Here is a 21,749-nt window from a genome sequence, read left to right on the forward strand (position 1 = left end):
AAAACAAAGCTGCTTTTTGCCACATCCATCTGAGGAGGTATGTAAGCTGAGCAAAAAAAGGTTTCAAGGTTCCCCAATAAGATACATTTACCCGGCCATACTGATTTTTATCATGATATATATTATTTACACGCTGATTGGCAATTTGGTTATGGATTCGCAATCCACAGCTTTTCTCAGTCATAAAACAGACCTGAGGGATTCCTTTAGGCTGCCAGTTTGGTTAAGTGTCATGTATGTGCATGTGGTCTTTGCTTGCTTGGCGATGCTGACCGGAGCCATAAATTTCTCTGGAAGAATATTAACAAATAACCGTAAGCTCCACCGATTCAATGGATATGTCTATATCATTTCTGTATTCATCGTGACACTTTCGTCAGGTTATATGGCACCTCACTCTACGGGAGGAAAAATCGTAAGTATAGCCTTTAATATGGTGAATTTATTTTGGCCTGCGATGACGATTATCGCATTAATTCAAGTTAGAAGAAAACAGTTCAACAAGCACCGAAAATGGATGATACGAAGCTATTTATTCTGCTTCACCAATTTGTTCATTCATTTGATTACTTTTGTGTGCAATAACGGTTTAGGTATGATTTATGTAACCAGTTATACAATCGGAGTTTATGGAGCGATTGTGCTGAATTTTATTATAGCTGAATACATCATTCGGTTTATTTTTAGGAAGACAGTGAACATTCAGTAAGCATTTGTCGATCGACAGATCCAAAAAAAGGGTTCAGGTTATTCCTTCAAAATAAGATTGTCAAAGTGATAGATGTGGTGTACATTATAGTGAATTAAAAAGCATTGTCGGGAGCTTGAGAAAGTCAGGCTGAGAGGGTGGCCCCTGCCGCCGACCGTGAAATCTGATCTGGGTAATGCCAGCGTAGAGAAACTTAGAGCACTATACAAATAACAGGAATAACCGCGTGTATTGTGGGCTTGTCGTTGAATTCAATTCATGTCATATAACAACTGAGTAGCTGCGGATCTGTAAAATGCTGCAGACGAGCAGGGAGCATTTTGTTCTGCCCCTGACTTTGGCTTGGTTGCAGTGCAGTAGCTTAGACTACAGTTATATGAGACATATCGACAAGTGATGTTTTGTATGGTGATCACCTTATGACTGCGCATAAAGCTTGCCTGGAGATTCAGCTCCGGACAGGCTTTTTTTTATGGCCAAGAGGCCTATTTTAAGGGAAAAGGGGAGTATATCATCAATGAATACTAATGTAAGAGCGTCCAGAGGGTTAAAGCTGACAGATATTTTGGTCACGATTGTAATCTCTGTTGTGTTCGGGCTGGTCTATAAAATATGGGGACCTGCCTATGATTTGATGAAGCCATTCGGTCTGCACGCCGAGCAACTGATGTATGGCATGTGGTTTATGGCAGGCACGTTCGCTTATCTCGTCATTCGCAAGCCGGGGGTTGCGATTTTGGCAGAAGTAGCCGCGGCAACAGTCAGTGCTTTTCTGGGAAGCGAATGGGGAATGTCCACCTTGTACTATGGTCTGCTGCAAGGCTTGGCTGCGGAGCTGTTCTTCGCGGTTTTTCTGTATAGGAACGCCAATCTGTGGGTCACTTCACTGGCTGCTGTCGGAGCGTCCGTCGCCTCTCTGATTTTGGATTTCAGCTACGGGTATGTTGATCAGCTTTCGACCTGGAACTACATTTTGTATATTGGATTCCGTATGGTAGGCAGTATCGTAATTGCCGGGGTGTTCGCATTCTATCTGGCTAAGGCGCTGGAAGTAACCGGGGTCACACGAACCTTGAGACCTGCAACGCAGCAGGATTACAAGGGGCTGGATTAATGTGTCGGGCTGCCGAGGATGTGGTGGCGTCGGTCACCCGTCTTCGATTGAAATTTCCCGGTGAACAGGAACTGCTTTTTCATAATATGTCTTTATCCGTTCGTAAAGGGGAAAAGCTGTTGCTGCTTGGACCAAGCGGATGCGGCAAATCAACGCTGCTCCAGGTGCTGAGCGGTCTGATTCCGCGTACGATTGAAGTACCTATGAAATGCGATGCTGCCGTAATTCCGGCTCGTTCCGGTATCGTATTTCAAGATCCAGATACGCAGTTTTGCATGTCATATGCAGACGAGGAACTGGCTTTTGTGCTGGAAAATAATCAGGTTCCGCGGGAGCAGATGCCGTCCCGTATTCGCAGACTGCTAACGCAGGTCGGACTTTCGACGGATGATGTGCACATGCCCATTGGCAGTATGTCACAGGGGATGAAGCAGCGTCTGGCCATAGCGTCTGTGCTGGCGATGGAGCCGGAGGTGCTTTTTCTGGATGAACCTACGGCCTTGCTGGACGAAGAAGGCACCGCACAGGTGTGGGATACGATTCGCCACATTTCGGAAAACCAGACGCTGGTGATCGTAGAGCATAAAGTAAATGAAATTGTCCATGATGTGGATCGGATTGTAGTGCTTTCCGCTCAAGGGGAGATCATTGCGGACGGGGACGCGGAAGAAGTATTTCATGTACATCGGCAGGCATTGTCTGAGTACGGCGTATGGTATCCGGGGGTATGGGATGAAGCGTCCTCGCCACGCTGGAGAGAGCAAGTAATACAGCAAAAGGGGGCGGGAAGTGTCGACAGACCGTCGATCTTGGCGGCTGAATCTGCTCTACTGGAGCTGGAAGATTTCTGTAGCCTGCGCGGATCAAGTCCAGTCATTGATGTAGGGCAGGCACAGGTGAATCCGGGCGACTGGATTGGCGTGGTCGGTGAAAACGGAGCGGGTAAAAGCTCGCTGCTGCTTTCCATGATGCGCTTGCTTCACACCCGGGGACGTTATCGTGTGGACGGCGTAGAGGCTGGCGGTACGGAGGAGCTGGCAGAGCGTATTGCGTTCGTGTTTCAAAATCCCGAGCTGCAATTCGTAGCGCACACTGTACGGAAGGAACTGGAGTATTCGTTACCCCAAAGCTTGTTTACAGCCGAACAGCGCGGTGAGCGAGTGGATCGACTGCTCGTACAATTCGGACTGGAACGGCTGGACGAACGCCATCCGTATCAGCTTTCGCTCGGACAAAAGAGGCGGCTGAGCATTGCCACGGCTATGATCCGTGAGCCAGCCGTGCTGCTGCTGGATGAACCGACCTTTGGGCAGGATGCGCGTAATACCTTTGTTATCCTGGACATGCTGGAGGAACTTAGAGTGGCAGGCACAGCCATCGTGATGGTGACACATGACCCGGAAATCGTTCGTCGGTACTGCACAGGTACATGGCGGGTGCAGAAGGGAGAGCTACGACATGAACCTGTCTTTTTCCCATCATGAAACCTGGCTGCATCGTGTTAATCCGGGGCTAAAGCTCGTGATGTTTTTCTTGTTATTCATAGTCGTTATTATCATTCATAATCTAAACGTCATGTTTAATGTAGCGTGTGCTATGTTGCTGCTGCTTGTCTGGTCTGGGCACCCGTGGAAGCGACTGCTGCTGTACGGCTCTCCTTTTATATTGGTGTTTATTTCGACCTCCACAGGTATGATGCTGTTCGGTAAAGGGGTGACGACCTGGTGGACGTGGGGCTTGATCCACATTACGCGGGAAAGCTTTTATCGGGGCATGCATCTGGGCTTTCGTGCATTGAGCATGGCAGCAGCAGGGCTGCTATTTGGTTTGACGACTCGTCCGGTGAATCTTTTTTATTCGCTGATGCAGCAATGGAGGCTTCCTCCGAAGTATGCGTACAGCTTTTTGGCAGCCATGCGAATGATGCCGATTATGCTGGAAGAGTTCCAGACATTGAGACATGCCCATCGTATTCGAGGTTCAGAGCAGCATGTGTCCAAATGGAATATGTATGCCATGCTTCGCAGATATGCGATCCCGCTGCTGGCTCAGAGCATCCGGCGAGCGCAGCGAATCGCTATCGCCATGGAGGCCAAGGGCTTTGTTAATGAAACCAGGCGCACGTATTATTATGTGATCCGCTATTCGGCTGTAGATATTGTGTTTATTTGTTATTTTGTGGTGATGCTTACGCTGGCTTGGGAGCTTGGTATCCGCTTTCCTTACGTAGGAGTGTGGGATGTGCGCTAATTTGCTGCCAAAAGGCTTTGCCCGGTTTCTGCTCTTTGTTATATTAATGCAATGGGATTTGACGGCTCGTACAGACCTGACTGGGCTGACGGGCTTATTATATTTTCCCTGAGAAAAGGAACATCAGGAAGCCAGTTTCATGATTACGCTGCATCAGGTAAGCAAGCATTATACCACCTCCAGCGGCCAATTTGATGCGGTTCAATCCGATCATTGCTGGATGTTCCCAAGGGCGTGATTGAAGCCGCTACTTCTATGGGAGCGTCTACTCTCCAGCTAATTTTCAAATTTCTGTACGTGGAAGCCCGTTCCGGGCTTGTACTGGGTTTGACCACATCGACCATCAGCTTCATTTCCTACTCCACAGTGATGGGCATTGTGGGCGGCGGCGGAGTAGGCGATTTTGCCATCCGCTACGGCTACCAGCGGTTCGAAACAGGCTTGATGGCGTTCACCATCGTTGTCATGATCATTTTCGTACAAACGATCCAGTTCACCGGAAGCACCATATCCCGCCGAATCGACAAGCGGTAGCAGAGAAGTACGCTGAGGATGAAAGGTTTTAGTACACATTTGCCCGCAGAAGGCAATAAATTATTTCACTACACGCTCTTTGGTCATGATGGAGCAAAATGGCCTGATCAAGCTTAAAGAAGGTGTTGGCTATAATGCTACACAGGCTGATATTATTGAGAACAAGAAAAAGTTTGTGTTTAAAGAAGTGGATCTGTTGATGCTGGCGCGGTCACTGGATGATGTGGACATGGCTGCCATGTATCCTGCCTATGCCAAGCCGCTGGGTCTGACGCCGAAGAAGGACGCGCTGATTACGGAAAAGGATGATGCCCACTTTGCCATTAATCTGGTAGCGCGCAAGGATAATGCGAATTCCGACGCGATTCAAAAGCTGGCAAAACATATGACCGGACCGGAGGTTCGCAAATTTTTTGAGGATCATTACAAGGACAGCGTTGTTCCAGCTTTTTAAAAAATAAGTGCTTTGAAACATCGTTTTATGATAAATATGACCTGTAAAAGGTAATGAAGTCTGTGACGAGCAGATGAAATTCCTTGTGCAGGTCTTTTTCTTTTCTACCCTTTATATGGATATTTTTTGGCGAAAACAGGGTATAAAGTCTTAGTTTTTAAGGTTTTAGGGTACGACACTGCTATAAATTTTGGTCATTAAGGGCGATGGAGTAATGCTTGTGAGCATATTAAAATAAATATACGAACAAACATTCGTTTTAGGTTTGGTTAACATTTTTTTGTAGCGGTCAAAAAATTCAGCTGACAACGGATCAAAAGTGGAAGTAAGAAGGAAGGAAGGGGAACGTTATGAAGCTGGTTGTAACTGTAAAAAGTTTGGGAAAACGCAAGCCAGCACTCGCACGGCAAGAAATGGAGCTGAGTCCTGTACCGCAAAACTTACGAGAGCTGATTGCGGCAACGGTTGCCCTGAATGTCCGAAGACTGCGGGAAAAACAGGATAGCGTCGCGCTGATTCCTTTCCTCACAGGGGAGGAAATTCAGATGCAAGGAGAGACAGGCAAGGTCGGATTCGGTTCCATTTATAATGATGCAATACCTGATATTCAGAATGCTGTAGACACAGCGATGCAGGCTTTTGCAGATGGTTTATACAGAGTTTTTGTACGTGACGAGGAAGCTACTGAACCAGATGCTCCTTTGTTGCTGGAGGATGGAGACGAGATTGTATTTATACGGTTTACAATGCTGGCCGGAGGCCTATGGTAGAGGGGGAAATGAAATATGCATCAGGAGAAAAATGAGCAGGAATATTTCACCATACTGAAGGAGCGCGCGGCGCAACTGGATGGACAACAACAGGAGTTGGCGCAGTATGTTATAGAACTGGGACAGCTTCCTTACATACACGAGGACGAGGTGCCTTTTAACGAATGTCAGCGAATATTGAAAGCACAGGCTGTAGCAAGCGGAGAATCGCTGTTCAAGCCTCTGGCAGAGGTATTGTGTCGGTTGGTTGGACACACGACAGGTGATGTGTTCGCACATATAACGGAGCACGTTACGGAATATCCGTACAGTACAGGGTATGAGCGTAAACCGTTTCGCACCTCGGATATTACGGCTCATACTTCGCGGATTTATAAAAGAATGGTGCAGTTGATCCGCATGGACTGGATCGGTTTCTCCATTATGGATTATTTAACGAAAAAGGATTATGAACAAGGCAGGGATTACCGGATTCAGGAGGCGATTAGTGATTGGATAGCCTATGAGCTGGATAGCGGTAATTCACAGGTGCTTGAGGCGTTAAAAGGTATTATTTATGGCGATAATCAGGCGGCATTACTTACGCGCGGCATGATTAAAGGACTGCTCTTGAGCCATCAGGAGGAGCATTATCACATGATTGGTGAGCTGCTGACAGCGGCCAAGCTTCAAGAGGGACTGCGACAAAGCATTGTAGAGCAAATGGATGAAGGAACCCGGGAGGCTCTTATATACCTGTTGAAGTTGATTATAGACCAAGACTTCATTCGTTACAGCTCGGTGGTGCGGGCGCTCGCGGTATGGACAGGTATGGGGCTGGAATCTGCCAATCAGCGGGTAGTTCGCCAACTGATTGAGCAGGCGTATGAGGCATTGACCCATAGTGAGCGGCGCCAAGAGTGGTTGACCAGCCCAAATGCCAATGAAGTCTACATGAGTCTGTGGGCTACGGCAGTGCATGAGGAACGTGACTTGTATGGGCAAGTGCGGCAACTCATGGAGCAGGGAGCACCTTATCAGAAAATCGTAGCACTTTATGTGCTGTCTAATAGTGAGAACAAGGATGTACGTCTCGGAGTTGCCAGAGAATATTTGGACCAGACGGACCCGGAGCTTCAATATTGGATACTGAAGAACTATACAAGTCATTATTTTTATGAATGGGTAGAAGGTGGGACAGTCGCGGATCGGATCGTTAAAGTAGCGCATACTCCTTTGCTGGATAGCAAAGAGGAGCGGCACAAGGATTTTGAGCGACTGCATGCCCTGTTTGTACATATGAAAAAGGGAGAGTCCACCGGGCCCTCCAAGGTGCTGGATTTTGTAAACGTTTATCATCGCTCGGATGCTCCAATTCAAAAAATGCTGTATCTCGCCGGGTATGATATGGATGCAGACTGGATTGGGAAAATCATAGCCCTGAAGGATCAGATTAGCCCTAACCTGCGTGGCGAGCTGCTAAATCATTTTGTGCAAAAACCTGATGACAAGGTGCAACGTGATTTTATTTTTTCCTGCTTGTCTGACAAAAGCATGAGCATTCGTGAGTTCGCTGTTGCCAAGGCACGCAAGCTGACGCTGTCGGAAGCAGAAATGCAGCAGATGGAGGCTTTATTAAAGCTAAAGACAGGCTCTCTACGGCAAAGTGTCATTGGTGTGCTGCTCTCACAGCCGCAGGAGCCTTTGGCTGGCTCGCTGGAACGGCTGCTCAAAGCCAAGGCGGAGCTGCAACGATTGGGTGGATTGGAAATATTGACGAAAATATATGCAGACCCTGAGCGTGCAGAACAATATGAAAGCCTGCGGGCTTTGGCGGATATCATTCAGCAACCGACAGCTAAAGAGGAGCAGTTGCTATCCAAGCTGGGGCAGGAGGACGCTTATACAGGAGCAAACGGCTTTGGTCTGTACGATCCGAATGCCGGGGAGGCTTGGCTGGAGGAGAAAGCTGATTTGGGCGATTTCCGATTGGCCGATATTTTTGTTTGTTCATTGGAGAAGCTCAAGCAATTCTTGAGTGGACTGGATGAGCTTGTCCATCGTCATCGTGATGTAGAATATACTGCGGAATACTATTCGGGCTACAAAGAGACGCTGCTCATTGGGACAAACCTTCGTCCTCTACGGCTGGTTCAGGTCGATGAAGAAGTAGATTCCAGGCTGTCTTTATATCCTCTTTATGAGGAATGGAACCGTTATTTGCAGGAGAGCGGCATTGGAGCGCGCGAACTACTGGAGCTTGTGTTTTATGACCAATTGGAGCCAATGGATCAAACGCTGGATCGCTACTACCGTTATTTCTCCAATATGGACTATTCAGAACGAAGCAAGCACAAGCTGCTGGAAGGGTGGCGTAAAGACTTCGCCGAGCAAATGTATCCTTTGGACCGGATTAACGAGGTTCAGAAGTGGATGGCGGAGCTGACCTATTCCAGTCAAGTAAGCACACTGATCAATGCTTATTTCCCGGATACATCCGGTGAGGAAACATTTGACGTAATTGACCTTGCCTTAAATGCATTGATGCAGGCCATGCCCCAGGACAGACCTGCTGAGGACATGGGAATGCTTCATCTATTAGCCAGCCCGTGGGTGGCACTGGAGAAGGGGCGGATCCATGATGGTAAGTCCTTTAAGCGATTTTTCCATACCTTTGTGAACTATTCAAAACTGCCAGGATCAGAACATCGTTATTATTCGCCGCTGGATCTGGCGGATTATTTCAAGGCATATGGAGACGGATTGATTGGTGTAGGGGAAGTATATCGGGAACTGTTGGCTGGCAGTAGTAGCCGCGGTCATATGGGTTCCTTAACAAACGCACGTAATACTTGGATTACCAACTCGCCAGAATTTATAGAAATACGGCGTACGGTTATTGATCGGCTGCTGGAGGTTGAATTGGCTCGAGGTGATTTGCCTACCGAGGCTACGCCAAAGGTTATGGGTCTGAAGCGGATTGAAGGCATGGAATATTTTATCCGTATTCTGGAAGGCCTTGACAAGGAGACGTTCGTCCGAGGTTATGTGTACGGATACGGTGATCGTATTACCAAAAAGGAATCGTTCAGCCACTTGCTGAAGGTGTGTTATCCGAGTGAAGGCGAAGATGCCATGCTGCTCAAGGAAAAGCTGAAAAATGCTAAAATTACGGATAAACGTCTGCTGGAGGCAGCGATGTATGCTCCACAGTGGATTGAGATTGTAGCGAATTACCTAGGATGGGAAGGGCTTCGCAGTGCGGCATGGTACTTCCATGCACATATCAATGAAGGCTTTTCGGCTGAAAAGGAGACGATTGTAGCTCACTATTCGCCGATTGCTCCGCAGGATTTTAATGACGGCGCCTTCGATATTCACTGGTTCCATGAAGCTTATGAGACGTTGGGCGAAGAGCGATTTGACCTGCTGTACGATTGTGCTAAGTATATTTCGGCTGGAGCCAATCATCGCCGATCGCAGTTGTTTGCAGATGCGACGCTGGGCAAGCTGAAGCTGGATGAAATAAAACAATCCGTGGAAGACAAACGGAATAAGGATCATTTGCTGACCTACAGTCTGATCCCACTTGCAGAGCCTCCTGAACCGGATGTGAGGGAACGCTATGACTTTATTCAGCGGTTTCTGGAGCACAGCAAAAAATTTGGAGCACAGCGTAAGGCTAGTGAAGCTTTGGTCTCGCGGATTGCACTCGGAAATTTGGCCCGCAATGCAGGTTATGATGACGTAACCCGGCTCGTATGGGATATGGAAGCACGTAAGCTGGAGGATCTCCGGTCTTATTTTGAGCCACATGCCTTGGCAGAGGGGACAACGATACAACTTGTCATTGATGAAGAAGGGGCAGCAGACATTGAGGTTGTCAGCAAAGGGAAGACGCTGAAGTCTATTCCGGCTCGTTTTAAGAAGGCTGAGTATGTTGCTGCCTTAAAGGAACTTAAAGGGGATTTGGTAGATCAGTACAGAAGAGCCCGCAAAGAGCTGGAACGCTCTATGGAATCCGGTACGGCTTTCTTGGTGAAGGAGCTGAAGGGATTATTGGGTAATCCCGTGCTTGCTCCATTGGTACGTACGTTGGTATTCAAGGCCGGGGATCATCTTGGATATTTCAACGAGGATACGTTGGCGTTGACTGCTCCTTCTGCTGAACAGCATACTGTGGGAGAAGAGGAAAAGCTGATTATCGCCCATCCGCTTCATTTGTACGAAAGCGGCCGTTGGGGCGACTTCCAGAAGGACTTATTTGACCGTCAGATTCGTCAGCCGTTTAAGCAGGTGTTCCGTGAGCTGTACTTGCCGAATGAGGACGAACGTGCAAGCGCAACGGTTTCCCGCCGATATGCAGGACATCAGGTACAGCCGAATAAAACGGTATCCCTGCTGAAGGGTCGCCAGTGGACGGTCAGCTATGAGGACGGACTCCAAAAGGTGTATTATGCCGAAAATCTGATCGCTAACCTGTACGCCATGGCGGATTGGTTCTCACCAGCGGACACCGAAGCACCTACGCTGGAAACGGTGCAGTTCTTTGATCGGACAACGTATAAAAGTGTTCCGTTAGATGAAGTTCCTCCTGTCCTGTTCTCCGAAGTCATGCGGGACGTGGATCTGGTTGTTAGTGTTGCTCATGTGGGCGGCGTTGATCCGGAAGCCAGTCTTACGACCATTGGAATGCGCAGCGTTATTGTACAGGAATCATTGCGTTTGCTGAAAATCAGCAATGTACGGTTGGATGGAAATTATGCACGTATAGATGGCACGCTTGGGGAATATGCGGTGCATTTGGGAAGCGGTGGTGTCTACAAGCAAGCGAAGGGAGCGCTGCATATCATTCCGGTGCATGCACAGCATCGTGGGCGCATCTTCCTGCCGTTTCTGGATGAGGACCCAAGAACAGCCGAAATTTTATCCAAAATTGTGCTGCTCGCTGAGGATCAGAAGATCAAGGACCCGCAAATTCTTACGCAGCTTCAAGCGTAGGACGTACTAACTCAACTTTCGCACCTGGATAATCCTTGATACTGGATCAACTCTATGAAGGAGACTGAGCTTTCTCAGCTACATCAAGTGGGTGTTCACAAGACTAGCTGCGAAGTTGAGTTATGTAATATTAAGGCACAACAATGAACTAGGAGAATGCAGTGATGGTCAATAGCATCTTTATAAAAGAGTATTCAAGCGAGTATCAATCACAGGTTGTCGATTTAATCTTGCATATTCAACAAAATGAATATGATATCGCCATAACCAAGGAAGATCAGCCAGATCTGCTTGAAATTGAAAGCTTTTATCAGAGAGGTAACGGCAACTTCTGGGTAGCTCTAAGTGAAGGAACCGTAGTGGGGACTGTAGCTTTGTTAGATATTGGGGACCATAAGACAGCACTCAGAAAGATGTTTGTCAAACAGAGCTATAGAGGTCAAGCGTTTAATGTGTCGCATCAATTATTGCATCATGCCATAGATTGGGCCAGGGAAAGGGCTATTGAAGAAATCTACCTTGGAACAACAACACAATTCGTAGCAGCTCATTGCTTTTATGAGAAGAATGGCTTTGTTAGTATAGCTCTTGATGAATTGCCGGTTGGCTTTCCCGTTATGAAAGTGGATAAAAAGTTTTATAAATACGTCATTCATTAATTGGTTTAAGCCGGGATGCTTCTGGATGACATCCTGGCTCAAAACCTTAATTAGTAGTTCGCCGTGTCGTTCCGCTGCCGAGCGACAGCAAAAACCTCTGTTCAGCAGGAATTACTTTTGTTTAGGGTAGCCGTTTGCTAGAATGAAGAAGATTGTGTTAGTCACCGTTAACCATACTGCTGGGAGGGAAACAAGTATGAGCCAAAAGATTAAATGGGGAATTGTCGGCACGGGATGGATCTCTGATCAGTTTGTTGCGGATTTGGCGCATGTTACGAATGGAGAAGGGTATGCCGTTGGATCGCGCACTATTGAAAGCGCTACCGATTTGCAGCCAAGCATCAATTGGCACGGGCTTACGGAAGCTACAAGGAATTAGTTCAGGATTCCGAGGTCGATGCTATTTACGTAGGTACTCCTCATCCTTTTCATACAGAAAATGTTCTGACAGCCCTCCGGGCGGGCAAAGCCGTCTTGTGTGAGAAGCCCTTCACTGTGAATAGCAAAGAGCTGGAGGAACTGATCAGCTTTGCGCGTGGAGCGTAAGCTATTTTTGATGGAAGCCATGTGGACACGCTTTTTGCCTCCGATTCGCCAAGTGCGAGAGTGGATACATAAGGGACGCATTCGAGATAAAGCTGGTTAAGGCGGAATTTGGTTTTCGTGTAGAATGGAACCCGGAGGGACGGCTTTTAAACCCTGAGCTGGGCGGAGGAGCTTTGTTGGACACGGGAATTTATCCGGTTTCTTTTGCTTCGATGATCTTCGGCCCTGAACCTGAGCATGTATGGAGTACCGCCCATATTGGGGAGACGGGCGTTGATGAGACATTTTCTATCCTGCTGGATTACGGCAACGGACGCACGGCTATGCTTAACGGAGCGGTTCGTCTCGGACTGACGAATGAAGCCTATATCATGGAACCAAGGGCTATATTCACATTCCGTCCTTCCTGAACAGCACATCGGCCACTTTAGTTGTGGATGGTGAAGAAGCGCACCACTTCCAGGATGACCGTGTTTTTACAGGATACGCCTTTGAAGCAGAAGAAGTGGGGCGCTGCCTGAACGAAGGCTTGCTCGAAAGCTCTATTATTTCTTTGGATGAATCACTAGGGATTATGAAGCTAATGGATCAGATTCGCGCACAGTGGGGACTTCGGTATCCGTTTGAATAATCACGTCAATTCCAGGGACATTTCCGGTTCTCTGGGATTTTTTTGTTTTTATCGTTGTATTCTCATACATCATATATTCCAATTTTGAAATAGCGACTTTGGTCGCACGCGATGAACCGGCATGGAAAGATCTCATCCTGTGGGACATATGAATCATTTTTTATGATTGAAAATAGTTAAGAAAACGTCATTTAAAAGTTACAAAAATGTAATTTTATCATTAGTTAAACAAATTGTTAGCGTTCTCTTTTTGTGAAGATGAAGAAACTCCAAAAGCAACGACGCTCTAACCTCTGGCTGCTCGTAGCTGCAGCTGCAATTTTGGTCTTTGCTGTTCTGGTTAGTGTGGCTATACAGAATGTTCCGAAGCAGGAAGCTGAGCATGATGTCAGCATGTGGCTAACAACACCGGACCCGGCGAATCGCCTAACGCAACAAGCCCCCATCCATTGGGAAAATGACAATAGTAAGGAAAGTAAAGAAAAAGCAGCGAATTCGGATACACTGACGGTGGAAGTGAAGCCGGATATTCGTTACCAACAGATGGAAGGGTTTGGCGCAGCGGTGTCCGGATCGTCTGCTTACCTGATGAACCATGGCATGTCTGCAAATCAGCGTGATCAGTTGTTAAATGATTTGTTTACCGCCAGTGGCATTCAACTGAGCTATATTCGCCATACCATTGGGGCATCTGATTATTCGGTGAATGAACAGGGGCAGCCTGGCAGCTATACCTATGATGATGTGACAACAGGCAAGGACTATGAGTTGAAGCACTTCTCCATTGCCAAGGATCGGGATGTGGTTGATGTGCTGCAGCAAATCCTGAGAAGAAACCAGAATCTGCGGATTATGGGGACGCCATGGACTGCCCCGCCCTGGATGAAATACGGGGAGCAGATATATAATGGCTGGTATTTGGATTATACCGATCCACGTGTCTACTCGGCGTATGCTGACTATTTTGTACGTTATATAAAGGCTTATGCAAACGAGGGGATTCCAATTCAGGCGATCTCCATTCAAAATGAACCGGAATTTACTACGTCCAAGTATCCCAGCATGAGTATGGGAGCAGCAGAGCAGGCGAAATTTATCAAGCAATACCTGGGCCCTGCCTTAAGTCAAAATCATTTGTCCACCCCAATTATTGCCTTTGACCATAATTGGGATACAGGGAGCAGTTATGCCAAGACTGTACTTGGCGATGAGCAGGCCCGAAGTTATACGCATGGTACGGCTTTTCATTGCTACAAAGGGGAGCCCACAGCGATGACAGATGTGCATCAGGCTTTTCCAGATAAGCCTGTTTTCATGACAGAATGCAGCGGAGGAGCGTGGAGTTCAGGGTTTGGGGATAATTTGAGCTGGGATATGTCCAAGCTTATCATTGGTGCACCTCGAAACTGGGCACAAAACGTGCTTTTCTGGAAAATTGCACTTGATCCGTCCGGCGGTCCAACCAATGGTGGCTGCACCAACTGTCGAGGTGTAGTGACCATCGACCCGTTAAGCGGAGCCGTTACGAAAAATGTGGAATACTATGCGATGGGTCATGCCAGTAAATTCGTCCGTCCGGGTGCGATACGCATTGATTCTACACATTATAGCGGAAGTATCGAAACGGTCGCTTACCGCAATCCCGATGGTACGCTTGTTCTGATTGCTGCCAATACAGGAGCGAACAAAAAGACCTTTAAGGTTCGGCAGGGAAGCAACGTTTTCACAGCTGCACTTCCATCCAAGTCGGCGGCTACCTTTCAATGGAATCCTGCGGCTTCATGATATGGCTTCACAATAACGTTTATAGAAGATTTTAGAGCGTTTGGTCCAATGGGCTGAGCGCTCTTTTTTTCATTTGCAGCAAGACCAAACTGCAAAAAAATAAAATTTTAACATTGTTCAGAATCGGTTCAGAGGCGGGTGATAAGATCTTTTCACTAATAAAAAGAATGAACCGTTTACGGGGGAGAGTCTGATGAATCAACAAACAAATAAAGAATGGCACAAAGTGCTGATGGTGACGTTGCTGGCGGGTATGGCATGGGGACCACAGCTTGCTCATGCGAACGTAGCAGGGGAAACATCAACGATGGTAACCAAAGCTAATACAGTAGCTTTTACAGATCAATCCAGTATGTCATCCCAGGCGCTGCAGGCGGTACAGGAGGCTGTGAAGCAAGGACTAATTACCGGCTATCCAGACGGTTCTTTCCGCCCGGATCAACCATTGACGCGCAAGGAAATGGCAGCTTTGCTAGCTAATGCGCTTAAGCTCGACATAGCAGGGAAAACAGTAGCGTTTAAGGATACGCAGGGTAGCTGGGCGGCTTCTTATATCGAAGCGGTACGTGCAGCAGGTTTAATGAACGGGGATGAATCTGGCTCCTTCCGTCCGGATGCTCCGGTGAGCCGCGAGGAATTGGCAGCGATTTTGGTAAGGGCCGTTGGAGGAACTCAGGTTCAAGGCGGTGATGCTCAGGACATTTCCGATGGAGAACAGGTGAGCGCATGGGCCAAAAGCAATGTAGAAGCAGCTCTCAAGCTGGGGTTGATGGATACATCCAATCATCGGTTTGATTCTAAAGTACAGGTAAAGCGCCAGGATATCGCGGCCTTTCTGGTAAATGTGTTCCAATCCGGTGAGCGGACAGGAATCCTTTCTCGGATTGACGGAGATATTGCCTACATGGATGGAAAGCCATATTTGATCGGCAAGCAATTGAAGCAACTGTTCGGAGCGGATAATACAGCGGCGCTTCAAGGGGCTACCCTGACCTATCAGGCGGCAAACCGGAATGTAGCTGATCTGTCGGCGCTCCAAATTGTGCAAAGCGGCACAGCTGAACATCCGGTGACCTTGTATGGCAAAGGAACAGATTTTAAAGGCAAGTTAGCTATTGCAGCGGATTATGTGCATATTCAAGGCGATATGTTACCTCAGGTAACGTTGATGCAGGGTGCCAAAAATGTAGAGATTCATGCAGACGTAAACGAAATGATTGTAGATACGCATGAGCCAGTACAGATTCAGGGGAGTGGAGTATGGCAGCAGCTTAAATTGAATTTTGCCGATACACAGGTGCGTCTCGCCAATGGTATTCAGACAGTACAGACCCGCCTTGCGGATCGGGGAACAGAGACACAAATTATACGTGATACCACATTGGATACTTCCCCGGATTCATCTTCAACAAGCACGAAAAAGAGTTCATCCGGCGGCGGTGGCGGTTCTACAACAAATCCAACGCCGACACCTAATCATGCACCTGTCTCAGCCATAGTTCCTGCCGATCAGTCTGCCATTTTGGGCTCCGGGGATACACTGGTGGATTTGAAAAATGTGTTTTTTGATGCGGATCAGGACGAGCTGTCGTATCATGCGGTCACTTCGGATGTATACGTAGCAGAAGCAGAAGTAGCTAGTAAACAGCTTGCGTTAAAGCCTAAATCGGCGGGAAGCACGCAGGTGTTTGTTACGGCAGAGGATGGAAAAGGCGGCAAAGCGAGCGTATTTTTCACATATACAGTAACCAGTTCTACTTACGAGGTGGACGTTAATCACAGTCCTGTCGCAAGCAGAAGCCTAAATGATGTTTCTTTGCTTTTAAATGAAGGCGGCCAGCAGCTCAGTCTGTCTGATTTGTTTAACGATGAGGATGGCGATGCGTTGACCTACACGGTGGAATCAGCTTCGCCAGAAGTGGCTACAGGAAAAGTTACAGGCGATCAGCTTATGCTTACACCACTTCAAACCGGCATGAGCCCGATGACGATAACAGCGCATGACGGTAAAGGCGGCACGACATCACTTCAGTTTGTTGTTATCGTGAATTCGCCTTTGCCTGATCCGCAGCCTGTGAATCACATGCCTGTCGCTTTGCCTCATATACCTTTCATAATTGCCAATGTACTGCAAGACAAGCTGATGCTCTATCCAGGCACGTTATTCATGGATGAGGATGGCGATACATTGACGTATACCATCACTTCCTCCAATCCCCAGGTAGGCAGTGTGGTGGAGAATGAAGAAGGATCATTTGTAGCGCTGCATAGTACGGGGGCGACGACAATTGAAATTACGGCAAACGATGGTCGTGGAGGCGTATCCTCCACTTCATATATGTTACAAGTCGTAGGCCCTCTACCTGATAATCATACTCCAGTGGTAGCCAATGCACCTGCACCTCAATTTATGGACCCGGGGGATGGTCAGCAGACATTACAGATGGATACTATATTCTCGGATGCCGATGGAGACCCGCTGACCTATAGCGTAGTATCTTCTGATCCATCAGTTGCAGTAGTGCAGGTACAAGGGAGTGCTCTCTTCGTTCAACCCTTAAATAACGGTACGGCGTTGCTTACGCTCGCGGCAAATGACGGCCGTGGGGGAACAGTGTCCTTCCCGCTTCCAGTGATCGTGGAGAAAAAAGATTTGTTTATATCCGAAGTCGTATGGCAGGGGGAACCGGATTACCTGGATCAGGCGATTGAATTGTACAATCCTACCAACAGGCCTATGGAAAAAAATAGAATTCGGATTGAGCGATCCGATCAACCAGAGCAGATTATCATCAATGCCAATGACGGAGATGTGATCATGCCTGGACAAACGTTTGTGATTGCAAATGACCTCAGTTCGTACGAATCAGCGGACTGGTATTATACCTTCCTGCAGTTACAACATAATCCGGAGCCCGTTACGCTTAAACTGTATTACGATAATATGCTCATGGACATTGCAACAATTAGTCAAGGACAAGCTCTTGGAAGGAACAGCGGTACGATCATTGGCAATGCGGATCAATATCAAGCAGGCGAATGGATTATCGAGGGAACGAGCAACTCCCCTGTCAATTTAGGCGACTATTTAGGGCGATTACACCCTTAAAATGGGTGTGCTCTAGAAACAATCATCACTTATATGACATTGTAACTTTTACATTTTATTGATTGGGGAGAGTCGCACCATGAGAAATAAACAATTAACCGCCCAGCTTGCAGCTGCTTTACTGCTGCTGACCCCTGCTGTTCCAGTCGGGACAGCGCAGGCGGCAGTGTCTTCGGCTGATGCAGCCTCTGTATCCACGGCGTCCATAGGCAAGAGTCCCAGCCCTTGGAAGGATGTGCAGCAGCTTACAGCACAGCAATTGGAACAGCTGCAAAAGGCCCGTGAACTCGGGATCATCCAAGGTGATCCGGCTGGAACACTCAGACCTGAGCAGAAGCTCACCCGTCAGGAGCTAGCCGTGCTGCTGGTCAAAGCATTACAGCTTCCGACCGGCAATTTGGACGGTGCTGCCTCCTTCACGGACGTGCCCGCCAATAGTTGGAGCCGTCCGGCAATAGAGGCAGCCCGCAAGGCCGGGCTGCTGCAGGGCGACGCCGACGGACGCTTTCGTCCGAATGACCTGATCAGCGCCCAGGAACTGGTCGCGCTGCTGGTCAGGTCTGCCGGGACGAATACGCCTGCGGATACGTCTGCCAGCACAACCGCCACGTCGTCGGCACAGACGTTGCCGACGACGTGGAAGGAAGCCAGCCCGTGGGCGGCCCCGCTGATTCGGGCGGCGCTCAGTGACGGGCTGATGAGCGAATTTGGCGGAAGCCTTCACGCCAAAGACTCGGTAAGCCGCGTAGATGCGGTCAGCCTGCTCGTATCTGCCCTGTTTCCGCAGGAGCGTGCCTCGCAGCTCCAGGGAATCGACGGCCAGCAGATACGGATCAATGGCATCGCTTATGACGTGGCAGAGCCGCTGCGCGGCATTTTTCACGCGGATAATCAGGCCGCGTTGCGTGGCGCAGGCATCCGTTTCCATGCCACAGGCCGGACGGTGGACAAGGTCACTTGGCTGGAACTTCGCAGCAGCGGGACTCCGGCCGGTAACGGCGAAGCGGAGTTCAGTGGGAACGTTGTGCTGGATGGGCATGGCTCCACCCTGAACGGAGATTTGGTAGTCGCCGGGGATTTTACATCGGTGCTGCATCTGAAAGTGGAGCAGCAGCTAACGGTGGATGCCCGGGTGCAGCAGGATTTTTATGCACAGGATGTACAGGTGCAGGGACAGACCCATATTAACGGCGGAGATAACAATACAGTCGTATTTGATAGCTCGACTTTGACGCAAATGGATGTCACAAAGCCTGAGGTTCATGTCGTACTCAGCGGCACGGCAAGCGCGACTGTTATGAACGTACAATCCAATGCGAGCATTGAAGTAGGCACGGCTGCTTCATTGTCACAGCTGAATATTAATGAAGGGACGGACAACGTCAGCCTTCAGGGGACGGTTCCAACCGTTCAAGTAACTGGCAGTCAGCCCGTTGAAATGACAGGCAACAGCACGATCCAGCAGTTGACCGTCAGTGGGACAGGAGCCTTGCAATTAAAAAATACGGGGAGTATTGAAAACCTGCAAGTCAGCAATCCGGCAGCTACGGTCAATGTGAGTGGAAATATACAGGTATCCGCCCTCACACTCGGGACCGGAGTAGCTTCCAATGCGGTTACGGGTTTAGCTGTCACAAGCGTAACAGGTACATCTTCATCTTCTGGAGGCTCATCAGGCTCATCCAGCGCTGCTAACCGCTCACCGGAGGTTGTAAACGCTTCTGTCGAGCGTGTAATTACGGAAGGCACGGGTGAGCAATTATACGATTTGCGTCAATTCTTTACCGACCCGGACAGGGATGTTTTGACCTTTTCGGCCGCTTCTCTTCAATCCGGCGTGGTACGGGCATCTGTGTCAGGCAATACCTTAAAGCTTACGCCTGTTAGTGTCGGCAAAGCATCCATCAGTGTATCGGCTAATGATGGACGCGGAAAAAGGATATCGTCCACCTTCAAGATTACCGTGAATGGCCTGCCTGTATCTACAGGTATACCAGCTCAGGATCTTACTGTGGGGCAGTCCGATGCTGTACTGCATTTGAACGACTATATTCAGGACCCGGAAAATGCCGCCTTAACGTATCAGGTTACTGTTGATCATCCTGCTGTAGCGTCGGCGGTGCTTGCGGGAGATGAATTGCGTCTCAGTCCGCTTCATGCGGGCAGTACAATCGTTCATGTCACTGCCAATGACGGACAGCAAGGGGAGGACGGCAGCACAGGGCAAAAGCAGATTGATTTCAATTTGACGGTTCAGGGCGCTCCGAACCATGCTCCGCAAGGACAGACGCCTCAACCGTTAACCGTAACTTTGGGTCAGCCGAATTCAATGCTGGACCTCGGGGCGGTATTTACGGATGCAGATAGCGATCCGTTGGTATTCACAGCGGCCAGTGCGGATACGTCCATCGTGCAGACTTCCATCACAGGCCACCAGCTTACCTTGCAATCGCTGCAACCGGGGAGTACCAGCATTACCTTGACGGCAGACGACAGCAAGGGGGGAACAGCCATCGTTACCTTGATCGTCACGGTTTTGCCAATCCCCAATAGCAGCCCGGTGGTAACCCATGCACCCAACGCTGTACATCTGATTTTAGGCAAGGCTGACGGCACAGTGGATCTGTCCACCATTTTTGCAGACCCGGACCATGATTCGCTCAGGTATGAAATCAGTTCTTCTGCCCCGGCTGTAGCTGATGCTATGCTTCAAAATGATCAGCTTGTCATTCATGGGCTGGCTGCCGGCAGTACAATCATTACGATTACTGCTACAGACGGCAGAGGCGGAGAGATTAGCACAGACTTACAGGTTCATCTATTAGAAAATGCAGTGATTGCAGCTATCCCTGAGCAATTGCTTCAATTGGAAAATCCTGCGCCAGAACTGGATCTGTCGCCGTTCCTATTGAATTGGGACCTGGCTTCTCTTTCTGTGACAGCGGACACGTATGACCCGGGTATTGCTACGGCCCATATGAACGGTCAGAAGCTGCAGCTAAACCCGGTCAGTGTAGGGACCACCAGTGTAACACTGAGTGTGTATGATCAGTACGGACGTGCAGAGGGAGCGAATTTCCCGGTTATCGTTAGCATGCCGCAGCTCAATCATGCTCCTCAAGTCATCTCAGCTATAAACGAGCAGGTGTTGAGCCCTGGAGTTACACAGCAAAGGGATTATGATCTGCAGCAACTGTTCAGCGATGAGGATGGGGATGAGCTTCAGTTTACGGTCAGCTCCAGTGATCCGACTTTGGTGAGTGCATCGCTTCAAGGCAGCAGCTTAACACTGGCTCCAGGCACAGGCAGCGGTCTTGCTGCTATGACCATTACAGCCACGGATGGTAAGGGTGGCTCTGTCCAATATACGTTTAATGTACGCAACGCTGAACTGATTTCCGGTGGCATCACTCCGATAGGGGTTAAATACGGGTTGCCGTACAGAACGGTCGACCTGTCCAGCTACTTCCCGGGACAATCGGAATTTCTAGTGTATAGAGGGACCCAATCCTCAACATTCACTGGACCTGTAGATCACTTGGGCACGACGATTGCCCTTTCCCCGGACCCCGTGCTGGTATGGGTGGTAGGAACAGATGGGAGGGCTGCAGTATTTCAGGTTCAGCAGGACCCACAGCAAGCGCCTGCTGTATATTTCTCGCAATTTGTAGATGGCGGGGATGGACGGATTGTGTTGCAATTGTATTATAACGGGGATGGAGATCCTTCCCACAGAGGAGAAAATTATTCACTGGAAGTTCATCAATGGATGAAGAATACAAACCGTATGAACGTGACCACGATACCCATTAATCCACTTTATCCTGCCATGCCATACTTGATCATTGACAGTATCTTTTATGATTTCATGGATATTACGCCTGCTTGGTATTTTAATGATGAGGGTAATTTCTACAACCCGAACGAATTTAATACCGTTGCATACGTTTTGAAATACCAAGGACAAGTGGTGGATGTATTAGGAAATCCAAATTCGGATGAACAGTTTACACCGCAAGGAGGAACGTTCGTCCGTAAGCCGGGGATATCCTATGGATCGCCTGCCTACAATCAGCCGGATGAGTGGAATGTGTATCCAAAAGGGGCCTATCAATTTGTAAGCATTCATACGCCATAATCGGTAGACTTGTCTGAAATACCTCTCCTTTGAGGACAAGGCATTCATATAAAGGTGTAACCCATCAACA

General features: G+C 48.5%; 10 protein-coding genes and 3 pseudogenes. All 13 read left to right on the plus strand.

The features are described from left to right. Positions 1-112: 112 nt before the first annotated feature. The 13 genes and pseudogenes from GCU48_RS15500 to GCU48_RS15560 all read left to right on the plus strand — a co-directional run bounded on the left by GCU48_RS15500 (position 113) and on the right by GCU48_RS15560 (position 21,679). On the plus strand, positions 113-709 hold the full coding sequence (locus GCU48_RS15500; protein WP_244315712.1) for a DUF2306 domain-containing protein: 597 nt from the start codon (positions 113-115) through the stop codon (positions 707-709). Between the two features lie 517 nt (positions 710-1,226). Continuing rightward, positions 1,227-1,823, plus strand: a complete 597-nt coding sequence (locus GCU48_RS15505) for an ECF transporter S component (RefSeq protein WP_152380595.1) — start codon at positions 1,227-1,229, stop codon at positions 1,821-1,823. After that, positions 1,823-3,307: an ABC transporter ATP-binding protein gene (locus tag GCU48_RS15510; protein WP_152380596.1), complete on the plus strand. Its 1,485-nt coding sequence runs from the start codon at positions 1,823-1,825 to the stop codon at positions 3,305-3,307. Before GCU48_RS15505 ends, GCU48_RS15510 begins: the two co-directional genes overlap by 1 nt. Continuing rightward, on the plus strand, positions 3,282-4,073 hold the full coding sequence (locus GCU48_RS15515) for an energy-coupling factor transporter transmembrane component T family protein (protein WP_152380597.1): 792 nt from the start codon (positions 3,282-3,284) through the stop codon (positions 4,071-4,073). Before GCU48_RS15510 ends, GCU48_RS15515 begins: the two co-directional genes overlap by 26 nt. Positions 4,074-4,280: 207 nt before the next feature. Further along, positions 4,281-4,607, plus strand: a pseudogene (locus GCU48_RS15520) (ABC transporter permease subunit); the annotation flags it as partial. 73 nt (positions 4,608-4,680) lie between these two features. Further along, positions 4,681-5,061, plus strand: a pseudogene (locus GCU48_RS15525) (MetQ/NlpA family ABC transporter substrate-binding protein); the annotation flags it as partial. A gap of 350 nt (positions 5,062-5,411) precedes the next feature. After that, a complete protein-coding gene (locus GCU48_RS15530; RefSeq protein WP_025720735.1) occupies positions 5,412-5,831 on the plus strand; it encodes a hypothetical protein in 420 nt (139 codons plus the stop codon). A gap of 15 nt (positions 5,832-5,846) precedes the next feature. Then, positions 5,847-10,811, plus strand: a complete 4,965-nt coding sequence (locus tag GCU48_RS15535) for a DUF4132 domain-containing protein (protein ID WP_152380598.1) — start codon at positions 5,847-5,849, stop codon at positions 10,809-10,811. A 164-nt stretch (positions 10,812-10,975) separates the two neighbouring features. After that, positions 10,976-11,470: a GNAT family N-acetyltransferase gene (locus GCU48_RS15540; protein ID WP_152380599.1), complete on the plus strand. Its 495-nt coding sequence runs from the start codon at positions 10,976-10,978 to the stop codon at positions 11,468-11,470. A gap of 196 nt (positions 11,471-11,666) precedes the next feature. Then, positions 11,667-12,647 (plus strand): annotated as a pseudogene (locus GCU48_RS15545) (Gfo/Idh/MocA family protein). Between the two features lie 258 nt (positions 12,648-12,905). Then, positions 12,906-14,432, plus strand: a complete 1,527-nt coding sequence (locus tag GCU48_RS15550) for a glycoside hydrolase family 30 protein (protein WP_152382174.1) — start codon at positions 12,906-12,908, stop codon at positions 14,430-14,432. A gap of 193 nt (positions 14,433-14,625) precedes the next feature. Continuing rightward, complete coding sequence (locus tag GCU48_RS15555; RefSeq protein ID WP_152380600.1) at positions 14,626-17,541, plus strand: S-layer homology domain-containing protein; 2,916 nt, start codon at positions 14,626-14,628, stop codon at positions 17,539-17,541. 79 nt (positions 17,542-17,620) lie between these two features. Continuing rightward, positions 17,621-21,679 carry an S-layer homology domain-containing protein gene (locus GCU48_RS15560; RefSeq protein WP_152380601.1) on the plus strand — a complete coding sequence of 1,353 codons (4,059 nt, stop codon included), beginning with the start codon at positions 17,621-17,623 and terminating at the stop codon, positions 21,677-21,679. The last annotated feature ends 70 nt before the right edge of the window (positions 21,680-21,749 follow it).

It is taken from the genome of Paenibacillus brasilensis (assembly GCF_009363115.1).
Lineage (GTDB): Bacteria > Bacillota > Bacilli > Paenibacillales > Paenibacillaceae > Paenibacillus > Paenibacillus brasilensis.